At 58.3% G+C, this 18822-nt stretch carries 16 protein-coding genes; 6 read left to right on the forward strand and 10 right to left on the reverse strand.

Annotation, left to right across the window (positions count from 1 at the left end):
* Window positions 1–32: 32 nt before the first annotated feature.
* From AC0L3U_RS29045 to AC0L3U_RS29055, 3 genes are all read right to left on the reverse strand, one after another.
* On the reverse strand, window positions 33–1229 hold the full coding sequence (locus tag AC0L3U_RS29045) for a polysaccharide biosynthesis/export family protein (RefSeq protein WP_473291705.1): 1197 nt from the start codon (window positions 1227–1229) through the stop codon (window positions 33–35).
* A 447-nt stretch (window positions 1230–1676) separates the two neighbouring features.
* Window positions 1677–2285, reverse strand: coding sequence for a transglutaminase-like cysteine peptidase (locus tag AC0L3U_RS29050; RefSeq protein WP_456765847.1), 609 nt, complete (start codon window positions 2283–2285; stop codon window positions 1677–1679).
* A 144-nt stretch (window positions 2286–2429) separates the two neighbouring features.
* A complete protein-coding gene (locus tag AC0L3U_RS29055; protein WP_456765848.1) occupies window positions 2430–2792 on the reverse strand; it encodes a helix-turn-helix domain-containing protein in 363 nt (120 codons plus the stop codon).
* Between the two features lie 288 nt (window positions 2793–3080).
* Between AC0L3U_RS29055 and AC0L3U_RS29060 the strand changes: the two genes are divergently transcribed.
* Window positions 3081–5057, forward strand: coding sequence for a glycosyl hydrolase family 28-related protein (locus tag AC0L3U_RS29060; protein WP_473291697.1), 1977 nt, complete (start codon window positions 3081–3083; stop codon window positions 5055–5057).
* 2277 nt (window positions 5058–7334) lie between these two features.
* Window positions 7335–7676 (forward strand): H-NS histone family protein, encoded by a 342-nt coding sequence (locus AC0L3U_RS29065; RefSeq protein ID WP_007606573.1) that lies wholly within the window; start codon window positions 7335–7337, stop codon window positions 7674–7676.
* 829 nt (window positions 7677–8505) lie between these two features.
* Here AC0L3U_RS29065 and AC0L3U_RS29070 read toward each other — a convergent pair.
* The 3 genes from AC0L3U_RS29070 to AC0L3U_RS29080 all read right to left on the reverse strand — a co-directional run bounded on the left by AC0L3U_RS29070 (window position 8506) and on the right by AC0L3U_RS29080 (window position 9799).
* Window positions 8506–8793 (reverse strand): hypothetical protein, encoded by a 288-nt coding sequence (locus AC0L3U_RS29070; protein ID WP_198287875.1) that lies wholly within the window; start codon window positions 8791–8793, stop codon window positions 8506–8508.
* A 276-nt stretch (window positions 8794–9069) separates the two neighbouring features.
* Entirely contained in the window at window positions 9070–9474 is a 405-nt protein-coding gene (locus AC0L3U_RS29075) for a hypothetical protein (protein WP_456765850.1), read from the reverse strand.
* 49 nt (window positions 9475–9523) lie between these two features.
* Entirely contained in the window at window positions 9524–9799 is a 276-nt protein-coding gene (locus AC0L3U_RS29080) for a hypothetical protein (protein WP_007606566.1), read from the reverse strand.
* An 881-nt stretch (window positions 9800–10680) separates the two neighbouring features.
* Here AC0L3U_RS29080 and AC0L3U_RS29085 point away from each other — a divergent pair.
* Window positions 10681–10854: a hypothetical protein gene (locus tag AC0L3U_RS29085; RefSeq protein ID WP_456765851.1), complete on the forward strand. Its 174-nt coding sequence runs from the start codon at window positions 10681–10683 to the stop codon at window positions 10852–10854.
* 175 nt (window positions 10855–11029) lie between these two features.
* Here AC0L3U_RS29085 and AC0L3U_RS29090 read toward each other — a convergent pair whose 3' ends face one another.
* Window positions 11030–11527, reverse strand: a complete 498-nt coding sequence (locus AC0L3U_RS29090) for a hypothetical protein (RefSeq protein WP_456765852.1) — start codon at window positions 11525–11527, stop codon at window positions 11030–11032.
* Between the two features lie 320 nt (window positions 11528–11847).
* Window positions 11848–12717 carry a metallophosphoesterase gene (locus tag AC0L3U_RS29095; protein ID WP_456765853.1) on the reverse strand — a complete coding sequence of 290 codons (870 nt, stop codon included), beginning with the start codon at window positions 12715–12717 and terminating at the stop codon, window positions 11848–11850.
* A 112-nt stretch (window positions 12718–12829) separates the two neighbouring features.
* Between AC0L3U_RS29095 and AC0L3U_RS29100 the strand changes: the two genes are divergently transcribed.
* Window positions 12830–13135, forward strand: a complete 306-nt coding sequence (locus AC0L3U_RS29100) for a hypothetical protein (protein WP_456765854.1) — start codon at window positions 12830–12832, stop codon at window positions 13133–13135.
* On the opposite strand, the gene AC0L3U_RS29105 is transcribed toward AC0L3U_RS29100, so the two are convergent.
* Window positions 13083–13601, reverse strand: coding sequence for a hypothetical protein (locus tag AC0L3U_RS29105; RefSeq protein WP_456765855.1), 519 nt, complete (start codon window positions 13599–13601; stop codon window positions 13083–13085). The two genes, AC0L3U_RS29100 and AC0L3U_RS29105, sit on opposite strands and share 53 nt — an antisense overlap.
* A gap of 1364 nt (window positions 13602–14965) precedes the next feature.
* Between AC0L3U_RS29105 and AC0L3U_RS29110 the strand changes: the two genes are divergently transcribed.
* Window positions 14966–16177, forward strand: a complete 1212-nt coding sequence (locus AC0L3U_RS29110; RefSeq protein ID WP_456765856.1) for a hypothetical protein — start codon at window positions 14966–14968, stop codon at window positions 16175–16177.
* A 1645-nt stretch (window positions 16178–17822) separates the two neighbouring features.
* Here AC0L3U_RS29110 and AC0L3U_RS29115 read toward each other — a convergent pair.
* The gene (locus tag AC0L3U_RS29115; protein WP_456765857.1) at window positions 17823–17969 is read right to left on the reverse strand and encodes a hypothetical protein; all 147 of its coding nucleotides are present in this window, start codon (window positions 17967–17969) and stop codon (window positions 17823–17825) included.
* Between the two features lie 281 nt (window positions 17970–18250).
* Here AC0L3U_RS29115 and AC0L3U_RS29120 point away from each other — a divergent pair, with 281 nt between their 5' ends.
* Complete coding sequence (locus AC0L3U_RS29120) at window positions 18251–18616, forward strand: VanZ family protein (RefSeq protein WP_456765858.1); 366 nt, start codon at window positions 18251–18253, stop codon at window positions 18614–18616.
* Window positions 18617–18822: the final 206 nt, after the last annotated feature.

Consider the following 18822-nt stretch of genomic DNA (forward strand, 5'->3'; position numbering starts at 1 on the left):
CCACGGGCGGCCCGCCGAGAGCGCAACCTGCATCAAGGCGATGTCTTGATCGCCGTCCGAAGCAGAACAGCATTCTGAGCAGCCACGATCGGATCGTTGACAGTCGCTGTGACCAGTCGGATGAACTGCATCACCTTGGCTGCCTCGACCGACGACGCATTCGAGATAAAAACGACATCCTTCGCCCGCATCTGGAATTTTGTCGCAAGGAAGAAGCCGCTGGGATCGCGGAAATTCACGTTGTAGATGACCGGCACGATATCACCAGGAAACCGCTTGGTATCGACTCCGAGACGCTCTGCGACCTCGCGCATCTCACCGCGATAGAGAAACACTGACGCTGGATCGGCTGAACTATCGTTCAACCCGCCGGCCTTGGCGACACCCTCGGCGAGCGAAATTCGCCATGCGTCGAAATTGAACTGTCCCTGCGAGCCCGACGCGCCGAAGGCGACGAAATTTTGCGGCTCGCGATAGACGTAGATAGTATCGTTAGGTTGCACATTGATATTGTTGGTCGGTTCGTAGACCAATTGCCCGAACGGCACGGTGGTGCGCCGGCCGCCCCGTTCCAGCATGACCCAGGTATCAAATCCCTGTCCTTTCGGGCCGCCAGCTCGGGTAATCGCGTCAAGAATTCGCTCGCCAGCCGCATTGGCTGGAAAACGCGAAGGTGAATTGACCTCACCCAGAACGCTGATCAGCGAGGTGCGCTGATCAATTAGCGTCACCACGGCCTGCGGTTCAATGGCCCTGTTCTTGAGAGCTTCCACGACCGCCTGTTGGACCTCGACGGGCGTCCTTCCCTTCGCGCGGATGTTGCCTGCGTACGGCACAGAAATAAAGCCGTTGTGGTCCACATTCTGGTTCGGAATAGTGACAAAATTACCGGGTCGCACACCGGCTTCCAACGGAATGAACAGTCCGCCGGCCGCCGCCTCAAAGATGGTGACGCTGACGACGTCACCCACTCCGAAACGAATCTCGGTCGGATCGGAGCGGAACGCCCTGGTTGCCTGATTGGACAAGCGCGGCGAAAACGAAGCGAGGACCGCTTCAACGTCGGGGGTTACCTTGACGAGGGCGTAGGGCAGACTTTCCGGGCTTCCGGCTTCCGATGCACGAACCGCATCACCCTGGGGGCCGCTCGCAGGCATCATCGAGCAGCCAGCCGACAAAAATGTCGCCAGTGCAATTAAGCTCAGGCGCGCGATATTCCGGAACTGCATCTAACCTCCAGCCACGATCCTGCCGTATCACGACGGGAGGGGGGAGGGTAGCACCGCAATCGCTAACTATTATTGGTCGCGGAACGTTGATGGCGAGTGTTGCAACCACGCAACATTTAGTCAACTTGCTCAAATCACTTCCGTAATTCAGCAATCAGGCCGGCGTGGATGCTCGAGGGGCGCAAGGATTGCGGTTTTATCCTTAGCGGTCGGTTAACGAAGATCCGGTTCGCCTTCACGCTGCCTCTCTGTCCTAGGGCGGCGGGCCTCTATCGCTCGGCACGCTGGACGGTATTCGTACGATTGAGGCACCTGGCGCGCCACCAACACGAACCGCTCGGCGGACTCAAGTGCCAATTTTTTTTGCAGTAAGGCGCGTCGCTGTTTGAACCCGGCCCCTTCAAACGCCCGAAGCGCGCACACTCCAAGGAGGTGCGCAAACGAGGCTTAAGCCGCAACCTTTGACCAAAATTGCGGGTTTTGCGGCGACTGCATCCTGACCCACTGATAATTGGTCTTTGACCACGGCCGGACATTCGCGTTGAGATTGTCGACAACGACGTCACCCGAGCGCGTCCTGACCACGAGAATAAGATGATGCTCACCCGAGCCGGTCACGACTTCCGCCAACAGCAAGGCACGCGCCGGCCATCCTCGTTCGAGCAGCGCGTGGCGCTTGGTGACGGCGTAGTCGTTGCAGTCCCCCTGCGAAGGCGCCACGATCCATTCTTCGCCAACAACGCCACGTTCGTTGCGCACAGGGGCAATTGATCGATTGACGTCCGAGTTGATCTTGACGAGATCGGCATAGCGTTCTGCCGTCAGTTTCACACCGCCGCCCCGGAACAAGAGTTGCTTGCCCGTCTTGCAATCCGAGGGATAGCGAAGGCAGAAATTGATATGCGCCATCGGCGGCAGGACAGCGCCGGCGAGTTTAATCCGCTCAAACTGATATTTGAGATTGATCGGTGCACCGATCATTGCTGCTCGCGTATCCTGAACGGACAAAACAGAGGCAAAAAGCAACGCGAAGCAGATCCAGAATTTGCGCAACATCCCGTACTCCCCAAGCATCGTGATCCTTGAGGCAGCAATAACAGCGACAATTTAGAAACGCGTTTGGCTGGACGGTCGGACTTGCCTCAAATTATGCAAGTCTGGACCAGGAGCTCTTAACCAAAGCCGAGAGGCGGAGGCCGATCAGCTGTCGCGCTCGTCCTTATGAGCGATCCCCGGGGAGGACGCCGCTTCCAGCTGCAACTTCTCAAGCAATAGATCGGTAACGATCTTGCGGAGCCGTCCGTTCTCGAGGGTTAGCTCTTCAACCAGGCGATGCACATGCGCCGCACTTGGCTGTCCTTCCGGTCCCAAAGCCTCCATTTGGACAGCGCCCTCGCCGCTTCGGAACTCCCCGGGCCGGCGCGGAAGCCTGCGCCAACGATGCAGGGTCATCACACTGACACCGAGCGCCTTGCTGATTTGGACCTGGGAATTGCCTGCCTGAGCCAGCGCATCCGCCTGGTTAAGCTTGACGAATATTTCCTGTCTCGAATGCTTCTTCATCGATTTCGAAGGTCATCGAGCCTGCAGCTTCGAGATGGTGCAGCACCAGCGCTGCGGCGATCAACCCTCAGGGCCAATGCGCTAACCGTAAGGGTATAAAGTTAACATATTGGAACCCAAAAAGAAGCGCCCACAAGTTGCAGGAGACAGCTCCTCTTACGCGACAAGTGGCAGTGGTGTGATGGATAGACAGGCCGCTCCTAGCTTGATTTGTCGAAACGCATTTGACAGTTTCGCGTGGTCGGCCGCAGTCCGCGGGCGGCTAAAACCAGGGACATCGGACATCAAATGCGGCGGCGAGATTTACTGGCCGGTGGCCCGGCTTCGCTATTGGCCGCCTCCGATGCAATCGCTCAATCGCCACCGCGCGCATCGGGCACGAGCCCGACACATCAGGTCGATGTCCGACGCGATTTCGGTGCGGTCGGGAACGGTCTGGCTAACGATTGGGCAGCCATCGAGACGGCCGGGCTCTATTTGGAGCGCCTTGGCGGCGGCCGACTTTATTTCCCGACCGGCCGATATCGCCTCCCCGAAATCGCTAAAAACATCACAGTTCGCAGCAATGTCGAATACTACGGAGACGGGCACAGCTCAGTCATCATTGGATCGAACGCCGCCTTCATCAGCCCAGAAGATGCTGCCTTCGGACGGACGGCGTACGACTCCTACAAATACATGCCGATCAGTGACATTGTGGCCGGCGATCAATTCATTGATCTGCGGGATGCTCGCGATGCGGTGAGCTTCAAGCCAGGCGATATCGTCATTGCACGCTCGGTCAATGCGATCGTCACACCCGGCGACATCCTACCCTATTACGTGGAGATGAACCGTGTCGTCGGCGTCGACGGACGACGCCTCTTGCTCGAGGATCCGGTCGATGACGGCTGGAGGGGCTTGATCGTGGCGAACGTCACGAAGCACATCGCGCAAGGTTACAGCATCCATGATTTGCGGATCGAGTGTGACAATGGATATCCGTTCTTCATCCAGGGAAGCTACAAGAGCGTCATTCGAAACTGCTGGACCCGTGGCTATGCCGTCGCTTGCTTCAATGCTTTCACGCGAAGCGCCGCACACGATATTAACGCCACGGTTCTGTGGAATGCAGCTGGAACGTCAGCCTCTTTGTTCGAGGTCGAAACCGGCTCCGTACGCGCCAATTTTCACGACATCGACGTTTACATGGCAGGCTCTTCGAAGCCTGGAACGCAGTTTCCTCTGTTCTACTGCCAGGAATTCTCACGACGAACGTTGATACGAAACATTCGGGTGGCCGCCGCCGGTCTCGACGTTGGCATGGTGTTGCAGATCATGAGCGGAGGCCACCGGCTGGAGAACATCGAGGTCACGGCAAAATCAATCGACAAAGTCCTCGACTATTTCGTACCCGATCCGGGCGAATATCAGCTCGGCCATCTGGGGTTAACGCTTGCCAATACCTCGATCGAAACACTCGATCCTGCGAACGGATTTCACCACGGCTTTGTTCTGCATAACGATCACAACGATGGAGAAGTTCAAAACGTAACGATAAGTCATTGCTCGCTGCGTGGCGCGACAGACCGGAGCGAGCACAATTTGATATGGTTCTACAAGGGCGTTCAAAGGAATGTTATGCTCGACGGCGTCAGTGGGCCCGGATGCGTAACGATGGATCCACCTCCAGACAAGCCCTATCAGTTTCATGGCGTCGTTCTACGGAATTGCGATTATACTCACATAGCGTCGCAAGCCCTGCTGGACCAAAGTCGGTTTGTTGCCTGCGCGCGAACTTTTGGCCGATTGCCCACAATAAGGCGGTTGTCCGAGTCGCCTTGGTCGAGCCCTGTAGCAACACCGGAGCTCGTGATGACCATTCCGCCCGATCCCTCGATCTGTAGAGGCGATGCGATCCTAATCGAGTTGTCCGGCTGGTACGCCCCCCTGCCGTTCCCGGCGTATGTCCAGGTTAAGGCAATGGGAACCGTCGTCGCCACGCTCGCCCTAACACCTCACGAATATCAGGACATCCGGTTGATGCTCAAACTTGAGTTCGTTGGCACGAGGTTTCTCAAGCCAGACAGGTACGTCATCCGTGGACCTATTATGATCAACAACAGAATGCTTTCCAACTGGAGTTACGTCGCGGGTTCGCTCGCTACACAGGAGCCGAACGCAATCGAACTTCTCGCTTGGATTGAAAAGCCGACGCGGTCAGGGGCCGCACTCAACGTGGGACACGCCAACATCACGTTTCGAGCGATTGAAGCAGCGGTCTGAGCCGCACCGGGTCGCCGCCCTAACCATGAATTTCATTGGCGACGGTTTGTGCCGAGAGAACAGGGCGATCGCACGCAGCACCCCCATCGGTGCGCGGTCCAAGGCGAAGATTCCGTTGGTCGGCCCCATTGGCGCCGACAGTGCGCAAGATGATCGGAAGGGCATTGCCGGACCTCACCTTCGTGAGCTTGCAGTCGATTTAGGAGGCGATCAGCCGCGCTACTTGTTAGCAATCAGCAGTCGTCTTCAAACTGGACCTCGACCAGCCTGGGGCTGCGGCCGATCGCCTCTACAATCGCGTTGGGCGGGGGTGATTGAGCAGCCTAAGCGCCTCTCAGCCGGTGTCCCCTTCCGGCATTGTAGGGACCTTAGTAGGCAAGGAATCGCCGGGGCCCCCCGTTACTTCCCCTAAACTGTCACGCGTTAATCTCGAAAAGTAACGCGTTAATCCGGTTCGATGGACCTCGAAAAAGTTCTCCGTCGGATCGCCAAGGCCGGTCGCTCGCTACAAATTCGAGACAGTGGCCATGGGCACATCCGCGGCTCCCCCCTGGTCTTGCGTCGTAGTGTAACGCCATAATCGAATTATTCAATTTCAGGGGCGCGCCTAAAGTCATGGACTCGAGGAGTTTTTGCCAGAAACCTGTTCCTTCACTGTAACACCATAATCTTCATTAGTAACGCTATACTCTTATTTTATCCCACGAACGAATAGAAGTGAATCGCGAAACTCCGGTGCTGTAACTACTTAATCCGCAATTGTAACGCGAAAATCGCGAGAATCACACGGTCACTCACGGCCAACCTACCGGCAAGCGACGGACACGATTCACCAGGCCATCAGTGGCGGCTGTCGAGGCCGCATTCCCGCGCAAGTGCGGAGCTTCGGAAAGCGGAAGCGCCGTTCAGCCGTACTCGACCGAAAGGAAGCCATAGTCGAAGTGCGGCGAAGAGATAGGGATCGGCCGCTACGGGTTGACGGCGACTGCCACTCATCGTCAACCGACAGTAGCGGATCCTGACCGCGCCGCTTTCGCTGATCCTATCACCGGACGGCCGGCCCCCACGGTTTCAAATCTACGACCAGGTGGTCCTATTTCGGCTCGAACCCTAGTCCACACAGCAAATCTCGGCCGTGATGCCGGCGCACTCCATTTGGCGCAGACGGCTCAGTTGATTGCGGCGCATAGCGTCCGCTTTCGCCTTTGACCTCGAAAGGACACCTTGCCGTCGCGAACGTGTAACAGATCGGAGACGCCGTCCCGGATGAAGTCTTCGCACATCGCCCGAACAATCTCGGCCAAGCCGTCCGCGCCAGTGCCTTTGAGCAAGGCACCCGAGTTCGCAAGTATCCGGGTCCTTCCTGTCGCCGAACAACAGCGGATAGTATCTGGTCGCGCGGCAGCTTTCTTCCGATGTGCGGCCCACACGTGGGGAAGCCCTCAATATCTCTTAGTGATCAGCGAGGTCCGCCAGAGCACGCAACAACCATCCAGTTGCGGCCCTGGAGATTCGACGCGGCATTCCAGCGCCGACTGCTCGGACGCCAGATCCGACGGTTCGTCGTCAAGACCCATCGCAATTCAGCTGGATCGCGACGGGCCACCACAGATGATTCCGCGCTCTAGTTGATTTTGCGAAGCGAGCCCTTGTCGAGCAGCTTTGAGCGCAACTCCGTCTCGGCGTTCTCGACACGCTCTCTCAATTTCAACAATTCTCGATATTGTATTTCGAGAGAATCTTGCGCGGATTGAGTTTCTGGCGCGCGATAGTTCGTTACACAGCTCGAAGAATATCTGATCATGAACTTGTTGCCTGCCCAATTGACGCAAGTAGTTGAGTTGCGGAAGGTCGCTAAAGACGTTTGCCAATAGTTGATAGATGGCCGGAATTGCATAAGGCGGCAAGCCATCCCGCTTATTAAGATTGACGCCTACGCAAAAGCTTAAATCTGGAACCTCGCGTACTCCAGGGCCGTCACGGGCGATGGGACTTGTCGGTCTCCGGGCGTTTCCGACGCGCGCCGCTACGGCTTATCGCTGTAGCGGATGAGGCGAGAGCCTCCCTTTTCCATGCGCTTCACTTGCTTAGAAGTCGAACAACTCCCGCCGTCGCGGCTCCTGCGGATTTCGTACGGCTGATTGCATAGAAACTTCCCTGAGTACCGCTCAGGCGCTGCGGCGCACATAGTAAATACCTGTGGGTAGAGCGATATATTCCCTCGCCGCGCGACTTCTTATCCCATGATTTGCGAATCACCGGATTAAGGGGTTCGCCATGGAGGTATGTGACTTTCAATCGATGTCCGTCGATGAGCTATGGATTATTCATCAGGAGTTGACGAAGAAGCTTGCTCGGATGATCGAGGCGGAAAAGTTCAAGCTTGAGCAAAGGCTTCGCGCGATTGAAGAAACCAACGAGGCCTGGCGACCCGATCGCGAGCGCCGCCCATATCCCGCCGTGCTGCCCAAATATCGAAACCCGAATAATCCGAACGAGGTATGGTCAGGACGGGGGAGGCAACCGCGCTGGATAGCTGCCAAGCTCCAGGCTGGGGCGCATCTCGAGGAATTTTTGATTTCGGAGGCTCGCGGAACGGACTCCTCCAAAAATATTTGATGTCGACCATTTGATCTCGTCGCTAAGGAGCGATGTCGCAATGCCGTACGTCCTTGATGGTTCGACCGAGTTTTTCGAGGCAATTGCGGCGCCCGCCGACCTAGGCTGCCTGGGCCAGCCAATGGCGACTTTCCCACGATAGGAAAGATCGCAGGACCGGACATTTCCCCCACGCGACGTTTGCGACGATTGGTCCCGGTCCAAACTTCCGTTCCTGTGAGCCGATTAAATCACGGTTAGGATTGGCGTGCTCATTCTGGCCGAGTGCATTTTTTTCGGCGCGAGGCCATGACGTATTTAATCGCCACTTATCCAATCGCTTTCCTGTGGTCCGCCTTCGTCGCTGGCGTGTTTGTCGGCTACGCCATTCGTGCACTTATTTCCATGCAGCGGCGAAGAATTGCCCGCACGAGAAGGTACGATCTCTCCGAAGATTGATCAAGATTCCAAGCAATCGTCGTATGCGCGGTGAGAGGAACCCGGTCGCGCAGCCCCTGCCCTGGTGCATTGCGGTCCCAAGTTTGCCGACAAAACCTTCAGAACGCTCGTAAGCAGCCGCAGGATCGATTAAGCCGCTCCACGCGAAAGGCGCAGCCGCCCTCAAGCGAGAATAACTTGCGAGTGCACGGCATCACCGGTTGATGGTGCCGCCTTTCACGACGCGTTTGGTCGACCGAGTCCGCGGGCGCTCGGCCTTCGCAGAGCTCAGTGGACCAAACACGGTGACGGCCACCCGGGGAGCGCTCCCCGACGGCCTTCCTCTATTCACTGGCTGCTGGAGTGCAAGAGATCCGGCTCGGATGGCGTTATCTCGGTCGAAGCCCGCGCGTCAGCGCGGACTGAGTGGAACGAATTCGTTCCACTCTCCCTCAGGACCCGTTCGCCGTTTAAAGACGAGAAATCCTTTGCTCGTCGACACGATGTCGCCCGGCTCCAGCGTCGTGTCGTTCATGGCTCGCTCCAGGGCGCGCTCTGCGGCTATTTTCGCCAGATCCTGTTCGGCGGGAGCTCGTAACCCGAGGCGTCGCTCGCGACGTTCGGCGGCAATCCGTCTACGAGCTTCCTCGATCTGTATCTTCCATTCTTCACGCGACATTTCAGTCGACGTCTCGCCCACTGGCTCCTCCGTCGCCGACCCGGCCGGTTGTTCTGCAAGACACGCCGTCGCGCTCACCGCAAACGACAGAGTTGTCGTCCCAACTTGCACCCAGTGGCGAAAAAACATGTCGTCGGCCCGAGCTTGGCTCCGCGCGCAGAGGCGGTCATCACCGGTTTCAGCCACCAGTCGGACAAACGCCTAGGATCAGCAATCGCAAGAGCGGGAGGCCTGCAATTTACACTGCTGCCCGAAAGCGAGCAATGAAAACGACGCTTTGATCAGGACGACGAGCGGTCAACTGCCCGACTGGCTGAAATAGCCGGGAAAACGCGTCAGCATTGCGGATCTGACGAATTTCAAATGCGAGACGGACGCGTCAAGTTCCTTGAGCCGCCTCTGACCATTGGAGATTTCGGCGCCAAAAAGGTCCTGATGATGATTGTCCAGCGCTTCCCGCTCTAGATATTCATCGTCGCCATTGCCGAAGGTCACGGCCGCACGCGCGAGCGCATCTTCCACGCGACTGCTCAGCCCCGCTTGCTCGTTTTCGGCAGCCTGCAGAGCGACGTCAATCGCCGTCATGATCGAAGCAACACGCTCGCGATCGGTCTGCGCATCACGTTCGGCCGAACGCGCTTGGAAGCGCTTGTTCTGCGCGAGCGGATTGTTCGTTCGGGCTTTCAGAAGACGATGGAACATCTGGCATATCCTGTTTGTGCCCTTGGGCCCAAGGATCGACCCGCCATGGTTAAAAAAGGGCTAAACTGGAAACCGCTTCAGTGCGGCTTCGCGCGATCCAGATGCGCCAGGCATCTTCATGCTTGGTATAGAGTTCCGACCATCGATCGACGTTCACGCAGGTCGAACCGCTGCCACCTATCGCGCTCCCTTCCTCCGCCCGCGACGGAGGATCGTCGAGCATTTCGAATTCTGCGGTTTCCGCGCGCGAGAGGCCGATGAGGACGCGATGTCCATCAGCATTGACAAAATACCGTCGCGGTCCAGCGTTCCAATGAACCAGCATTTTGGCTCCTCAAGGCACCGGCTTCCAAAAACTCGGGCCCAGAATTCGCCTTGACGAACCACACGACCCAACGTGACCAGCACTTCAAATGATCGAAGCCGTACTAAACTGACAATATGCAGAATTATTAGGCGTCCGGCGAAGCTGCTGCAAGCGTGGTGATCACTCAAGGTAACTTGGAAGCCGTACCGCCAGAGCCAAGCGTTAACAGAAAGAGTTGACGGGCCCGGCGGCCACAACGAGGGACACCGGCGCTCCTGCATGCGTCGGTAACGTCAGAGCTCGTTCACTCACGATCCTGCGCATCGACGCGCCTCACATTTCCGCCTGTCTCGCGTTCCCTTCGATCGCGCGCTCTCATTCCACTCGATTGGCCGGGTCGATGACGCGGAATGAACGCCGCCGTTTGCCCTGGAGCCGCAGAAAAGGCGGCGGCCAATTACTGCCGTTGCGGGAAGCACTACCTAGCGCGGCTTTCCTCGCGCTTCCAGCGCCGATTGTCGCAGACCATGCAACTGCTCCGACGGCTCCGTACCACGCGGCTCGTCCATGGAGATTGCATCGAGGCCCGCGGCATAAACGCGCCAGCCGTTTGGCTCCGTCGAAGTCAGATGCAGGACGCTCGACGAACCTCGACTTTTGTCGTCATTCGCTTCGGGATCCACATCCGTATATCCACGGACGAACGCGACGCGCACGCTGCAGGTAAGGTTGAGCGGTTAGCTTAATACACGGTGTTGCTTGCGAGATTTCGCCGATCGCATATTCATTTTCGCACCGGGCTTCCCCAAGGCCTGGCCCCACCCAAGCAAAGCCGTCGAGCGAATCTGGGTCGCTTGGCGGCTTTTTCGTCTTATTTTGTGAATGAGGATTCTTTGAGTATGGCGCGCAAGCCCTGGTCGTTCAAGGAAGACCGCAAGTTGATGGAACTGGCCAAGTCTTCAGTCTCTTTGGAAGAAGCCGCGAAACAGCTCGGCCGGACACCTGATGCAATCAAGCGCATGGCATTGCGCCTGGGTCTTTCGCTTGGGTCGAAGAAGCCGAAGCAGGGCTGAGCAACAAAAGCCCGAAGGGCCCGATCATCTGCCGGGATGATGCAGCCCGCTTCCGACAGCGCGCTCAAAGTCCGCGATTGGAGCATTGCGGATCACAAAGCGGAAGCAAGAGCGTCTTATCGAGGCGCAGTCGAATGACCGAGCGATCGTGGCTTCTCGACGGACGATTCAGGACTCACTTCGGGGCCTTTCGCCGTCCACCCTTGTGAGGAATTATCTTGTCGGCCGCCTTGTGCGTGAGATGGTCCGGCACAGGCGGACGCTGCTCCTGCCGGTGGCCATGACCGCGCGCGTCACGCCCAAAATCGTCAAAAGACGGCTCTGCGGCACCGTAGGCGGTCGGGGCGTCCTCCCCAAGCACATCATGCTTCATGGCGTGCCAGCGACGCCACTGCGCACCGAAACTCGCGAGCGAGCCCGGTGGTGCTGGCCCGGTCGGCATGGTATCGACCTTGCGGCCAATGTGGTTGAGCTGAATCCTGGGATCCTGATTCACAAACGAAATGAGGACCCGTTCCACAAAGAGTGATCTGGAAAGACCACTTTCGTCAGCGAGCAGATCCAGCACATCCGCCAAATCCGGGTTCATGCGCATCACGAACCGATAGGAGCGTCTGGCGTCGGGATCGCCGAAAGGACGCCCCCGAGCTCTTTTTTTTGCAGCGTCCTTCAAGTTTCGGCTCACCCTCTATCTGCCGCCATTTAATGCTATAACATTAAACGAGGCGACTGCCGGAGACTACGCTAATTTCAGCGATTCGAAAGCGGGTTTCGAGGCAACCAGAAATGCCGCAGCGTCGTGCAGCATAGCTGCGGGATCGGGTGGCGAGGCGAACGCGCAACTCTCATCGGCGCCGATGGCTCGAACAATGCCTTCCGAACGGCCACCACCACGTCCCGCCAGACCCCGGCGCTCATTCGCGGACGCAGTCGGTCCGCCCCCCTTCGCCCCGAACAAGACCCATCCGCGGCGATCCCGGCTCCGACGGCGCATCAGATCTTCATCGTTGGGGCCAAGCGCGACTCCAGCTCGAGGACGAGGTCGGCATTGAAGTCGGGGTTCTCGCGCACGCCCGGCCGCAAAGGATAACCACGCGGATTAGCGACCACGCGCACGGGTCCGACCTGATAATCGCGATTGGTGTGAACATGACCATGCAGCCAGAGCGCCGGCGCTCCATCGCCTTGCATCAGGGCTTCCAGGTCGGATCCGTAGCACCAGTCGAGATCATTGAACAGGAGCGGACGATCGGGCCCCCAGCCCAGCAACGAACGATAAGAAGGGGCATGATGCGTCACCACCACGGTCTCTCCATCGAAGGGCTGGGCCAAAGTTTCCTGCAGGAATTTCCGAGTGGCCTTGTGAGCGTCGATCGTGTCGCGCGCTCGCAACCTGTCACGCGAACGGCCGGGCAACCTCTTGATCAATCGATAGTCGTTCATTGCCTTCGACGCCGCGCGAACCGCCTCGTCGAAGGAGACGTAGCCCGGCCGCGCGCAAAAGTCGGTCCAAAGCGTGCCGCCGATGAACCGGACGCCGTCGATCTCGACAGCCGCGTCATCCAGCAAGATGACGTCATTCTCTTCGGCGGCACGCGGCATAAGCTCGTAGCGCTGGGCTTCGTAGGTCGTCCGTAGTTCGGGGTGGTGCCTATCCGCGTGCGAGTAAAAATCATGGTTGCCGGGCACGTAGACCAGATTTCGCGCGTCGGGCAGCAATTCGCGCAGCCGGCGGATTGCAAGGTGCCCAGGGGCCATGACGTCGCCGGCGATGACCGTGACATCCGCATCGACGACCGCGAGGCGATCCATGCCGTTACCTGCGAGATCGTCGTGGAAGTCGGAGCCGAGGCGGATACGCATGCTTCGTCCTTTGGATCGATTGTTAAGAACTGTCGACGGCGATGAAACGAGATTGTAATACTTAGGATATAATGATGCAACATCTAATTTGTTACCAAACGGAGGACAGAAGATGAGCACTCGCGACCCACTTACCGGCTTTGACGCCCGCGCCTTCACCGTGGGAGCGGTCGGCGGCGCGGCGACCATCGCGGCGGCGTTCGCCGCCGCGATCCAAAACGCCCGCGCGGCAAACTTTGCGCGCTGGGACCGACAGGCCCTGGTCGACGGCATCGAGTTCAGCGAGCAGAAGCGGGCCCGCCTCTACAGAGAGGTGCAGGTCTCGAACCGCCGGATGCTGGAAATGCAGTCGGAAATGATCGCCCTCACGGCCGAGTTGAAGGCGATGCGGGCTCGGGAGATTCTTCGTCGGCGATGAGGTCGGCCGCGGGGCCCGTGTTGGGCCCCGCCGTCCATTGCTGCGGCATCAAGGGCCGGACGTCCCTGACGCCGGGAAGCCGGTGACGTCCAATCAAATGACTTTCGATATTGGACTTTTTGGAATGGACGATAATCGAGCATTCCTGGCGGGTCAGGCCACGCAGCCATCGAGAAATTTCCATCGGCGCGTCGAGCGGCAGTAAGGCCGGCCGGCCATCGATGATGCTCTGCGCGCACCATCCGAGTACAACAGCCGCCGCCAAATGATCGGGGCCCGAAGCACTAACCTCTGCTTCCGCGACCTTCTCCAGATCTTCGGCCGGAGCGATCGGCGGAATCTCGTCATGGTCCGGCGCGACGCCGAAGAGCACGCCCAGAAGGCGGCCAGGCAGCAGCACGAGCGCCCAAAGCGCCGCAACGACTGCCCGGAAGGCTGCGAACACCGACGTGAAGAACCGCATCATGACACTTTCTGTTGATCATCCTCCTGCTGCCGGACCTCGACAGTCAGCCGGGGTATTTTACCTCCCAACACATATATAACGATATATTTTTGCTTTAGCAACATGAGTTACCATTTGTTGCCTATTATATCATTCACTTTCGACGAACGGCTATTTCGAGCGCCCTGCGCCCGGTCCCGCCCCGAGAGACGGACCTCGTCCCCGAAAGCCATGGGCATATTGACCGACAGGACGGCGTCGACGATCGCCCGGCGGCCACGCCGCCCAACACCTGCCCAGATGACATTTGGCGGCGCTCTGACGGACGCTTCGCCAGGATGTCCAACCGGGCCGAGCCGCAGATTCCGTACGCAATGGCGCTCGGCTCTTCCGGAAAGAGCCCCCATTCACGCGTTCACCCGTCTTTGGGTCTGGCCCGGAGGCGATATCGATGGTCTTGATCGTGACGGCTTCGAGCATCGCGAATCCGGCGCCAAAGGGGCCCCGACATGCGCCCGTCGTCAGAGGTCAGACCGCGGCCTGCTCATTCTCAATGCGAAGCGGCCGGTTGCCCTCGCGACATTGGCGTCGGCCGGCTTGGCGCACGCGGCGGCGCATCATTCAGCTCAACTCCAGCTTCAGACGCGCGATGATCGCGCCGGCCGTGGAGGGCCATCGTCGCTCCGTCCGTTGGTGCGACCGGCGTCATGTTTGAGCTTCTGGCCTGAATTCTTGCCGGCAGTAACGTCGATCGCAGCCGCCAGGCGGTTCGCGCAGCCGGCGAACGGCGCACATCGATGCCTTGGCCGTCGCCTCGGTCTCTGTCATGCACCCATGCTGCCGCTTCGCAATCGCTTCAACCGGTTTAGCGAGCTGCGCCCTCCAAAAGGAGCCCGGCAATCGAGCGGCTTTCAAGATGACACGGTATCTCGCGGCAACTTACCGTGCGATACGACTCTATTGAGAAAATAAACGACTCTTAGACAAAATTTCTCTTCCCGAATTCACTAAAGAGGCGTTATATTATGACTCATTTCCGTTTTTTTCTGAACGGGTTGCCCATCGGATTGGAGGAAAGGACGAGCTCATGCGCGCACGCCCTAAGACCGGAAAAGTCGTCAGCCGCGGCTTCTACGCCGACACATGCGGCGGGTAAAACAATGACAGATCGAGACGATAAACGGCCCAGGGCCGTCGCCCCGCTTCGACGGAAGCTTGGATTTCGCCAGGCGAAGGCCCGCAGCGAAACCAAGACGCATAATGGTTCGACAGCCGGAGACCCAGACATCGGAGCCAGCTACCCGGCCTCGATCAGGGCGGCTAAGGCTGACAACCCGGCTCCGCAGGCTCAACAGGCCCCTCACAGAATAGACGCGGAAGCCTCCTTGGGCATTCAATTGCCTGATGGCGACCCGCAGGTTGGCCGCCCGGGAGAGCAATTCGACGATGGTCAATCTTGGACCGCAGAGATCGCAGCTTCGCTCGATGGGCCAAGGGGACCGGACTACGCCTCCTTTGACCCTGTCTTGTCCGGGCTCGTCGGGCAAGCCGAAGGATATCGCACTCAATGGCGCAACAAGCACCAGAAGGACCCGGACGCCCCTCTGGCCGTCGCGAGCCAGGAAACAAAAGAGCTTTACGAGAGGTGTGGGCGCAGGCTGGCAGCCAAGTACGTCCGTACTGAAGCGTCCGGGATGGCATTCGAGGACGTGGATCCGCGTGACTTCGCAAATTGGCTTTTGGCCAGGAAGCCCTTCTGGGACGACAGCACGTGGAGAATGAATCGTGCAGGTGCGATCGCTGTCATCCACACCATCCCCTCTTCACATATAACTGAAGCACTCGCCTGGTTGTATTCTGATCTTCAGCCTGGATCCGGATCGCGCGAGCGCGAGAGCGCGAACCAAATCGAACAGCACCAGATCGAAAAGCTCAAGACTGCACTCGGGGACCAAAACAGCAAACCGGCACGCTGGCTCGAAATCTGGCTCGATGCCGGCATTAGTACCGGTCTGCATCCGACCGAATGGCCTTTGGCCACACTGGAAATACGCCACGACGCCAGCGCGCCTCACGGCAGGCGGGTTTGGCTTCACGTGATAATGGGCCATGTGGAGGAGGAGTGGCTTACCCACCGCACCCTCGAGATTTCGAAGTTCAGCGAAGCCGCTGTGACAAACATCCAGCACATGATCTATAACGCAAGCGAATGGGCAGTCGAGGGAAAATTCGCCGAGCGTCAAGGTCAAATCGCGCGCCTGCTCCGCGTGACTTCAAAGAAATGCGGGTTCAAGCTGCAATATGACCTGCACAGCCTGCGCCAGCAATTCATTGAAAACATGAGAAGCGAGTATGGCGATGCCGGGGTGGCGGCCCTTGTAGGCCACCTGTGCATCAACAACGAGAGGAAGCACTATACTAAACGACGCGCGGCGTGGAAGGAAATCGGTGTCGTCGTCCCGTGGCCATCACGGCCGTTGGTTGCGCGAATGCAAAAGCGGCTTGAGATGTATCGCAGAATGCAGACGTTGGTTGCCGATAAGGCGGCCTACAGGCTTGCCGTGCTGGAACGGCTGGGTGAGCCATTAGCTGAATAAAAATTGCAGGCGGCGATAGTACTCAATCGAGCACCATCGTGGAACGCGCATTATTCAAGCAGCAGCGACAGGTGGCGAACGCCTTGGATTGACGTTTGGTTCGCCTGAGCTTGTCGCCCCGGCGGCGTTCCTTTTGATGTTCCCATATCAGATCAATGATCAGCGCCCACCGCTCGCGCAACTGTCGCTGAGCTCAATCGCATCGTAAGGCGCCCCACTCATCGAACTGATGTCATCGATGACTGTGGGGCACGTCCGAGCTTACTTGGCCGCAACGGTGCGCCGCCTCCGCCGAGCCTAGATCCAGATGCCTGCATCGTTATCGGTCATCGAGGGATGCGGTAAGGCGGATGCTGGCGCCTTCGGGCTCGGACAGCAGTTGGCTCCAACGTTTTCATGCCTGCCGCGGCTCTATTGAACCACAGCATCTTCAGCGCGCATTCTAAGATTTCGCTTGCGCCGGTGGCCGTAACCGTCGAGCCAATCAACCGACGCGGCGTAGCACATGGATAGCCGGTAGAAGGTCTAGAATTGGGGCAATCGTTCAACGCTGCCTACCACCCGGGCTTGGCATCGCAGCTTGGCCACGCTGGACGAAGTGTATGTTGGGTCGCGCCCGGATAATGGCAGAGGGGATGCGGACTGATCCCGAGTTGTGCCTTTTGCCGTGTCTTTCCGATCTTCGAGCACGATTGGCCATCAACATTGTCGCCATCGCACGGTAACACGCAGCGAGTTACCGTGCGATACGACTCATCTAGAAAAATAAACGATTCTTTGATGGCGTGTTTCGCTCTCCCACAGGACACGAAGAGTTCGACAAAGAATCGCTTTAAATTATCAAAAATCCGTTTTTGTTCTGGGTCGGTAACGGGGGGTGTCGCGAAATTGGAATGGGACGAGCTCCTACCCTGGACGCGTGAAAAGCGATCATTCGGCGACACCGCTGATACATGCTGAGGGGGGAACAGCGGCAAACAGGGACGACTGGCGACGCATGCCCAAATCGGGCTGAAATGGAACGTCAAGCCTAAACCTGGCCCCGATGACCTGATGGCAACCCCACTTTGAGGCCGACCATCCCGGTGCCGCCGGCTTCAACGCCGGTATGACCACCGCGGGGATTTCGCCACCAAGGCTCCTGTGTCTCGGGGCGCATTGATCACGGCTGAAGCGCCGCCGATGGGTTACAGCGGAATCTAAATCGCGCTGGTCAACGAAAATAGACAGCCCGACGATCAGGCAGAATTAGGCCTGTCGACAAGGACAGCGCAAAATGGCGCGTTACCGCAACGCAAGGGCTTGCTGCGTAGCAGCTTCGGCTTCGCCCAAAATTGCGGTGTGTCCTCTTCGGCTCGAACTACCGGAAGCTTTTGACCACAACCTTGTCGTAGCCCTCTTAGACCGTCGGTGCCAAACCAATCTGAGTTACGGCATCGTCAGCGATGCGGGGACCCGTCCATCTATCTGGGAAGGCGGGCGTTGCAGGCCGAGCCGGTGGATTGTCCGCAGGGAAAAGGCTTAAGCCGAGTCGGCTCCATGTCGAGACGTTCAATGGGGCGCAACGGGTTGTCGAACGGATATCACCTGAGCACCGGAAATTTGCGACGCAAACCACAGGGACGGCTCGCCGGCCGGCGTACGTCTACTGCGGCTTTTGCTTCGCTTTTGCCTGTAGCTTCTCGAGTTGCTCTTCCGCATACAGGATGATCAAGCGCCTTACGTCCTGGTCGGATATTTTCTGAAAAGCCTTGATCAGACGTAGCATCTGCAGATCGTCGACGTTCGGCATGGCAAAGAGCTCATCGGATAAAGCGGCGGCTGAAATAACAGAAACTATGCGATTGTTCTCGACGAATAGAAAAGCCAACTTCAGCCAGAGTAAACTCGTTGCCTTGCCACGGAACCGGAGAGGTTACTCTTATGCCCACCTGCTTAAGCGTGAGTGTGGTCCTTTAGAGATCGCGCCTTGAAACGCCCCTGAATCATGGATGCCTCGTTAGCGCCAGCAGGAACTTAACGATATCTGGGCTTTTTGATCCCGATCGGTAGCCAACCGGCTACCCTGGCGGCATGCGCCGAAACCACTTGATTGCAGCCATGTGCATCTGCCTGGCGCTCATTGTCTACGCCACCTTTGCAAAGTTGGCAGGACGCCCTGCGCTAATGGGGCATCACGAAGCCTATTGGGTCGTCGTGATCGAGCGCTTCAGCGCTTATGGGCTGCTCGGATTTCTCCTGTCGTTCCTGCTGCCGGGACGGTTCGCTTTAACCTGCTCTCTCGTTATCGCGGTCGCCATAGGGCTGGAGATCATGCAAATGCTCACACCCGACCGGGATCCGGGCCTGCTTGACGCCCTCCAGAAAGTCGCCGGAGGTCTCGTGGGTGTCATGCTCGCCCAGACGATCTTGGCCTTCTTGCCCAGACCTCCGACCTGAGGCAACAGGCCCGAGCCATCCCGATCGGTGGGTAGAACAAGGCAACTTTGGCTCATCCTCGGGCTACGCGGTTCGCCACCCTGGCTTGTGATGCCGAAGAGCGCACCGCTCTGCCCCAAACCGGGCTACCCACGCCTCCCGCCCCCGCTGCCCGCCAAATGGGCAAGACCCGTTGGGTTCCGCGCCGCGTTTGGGTGTCCCAATTA

This window comes from Bradyrhizobium sp. Kon69 (assembly GCF_055807515.1).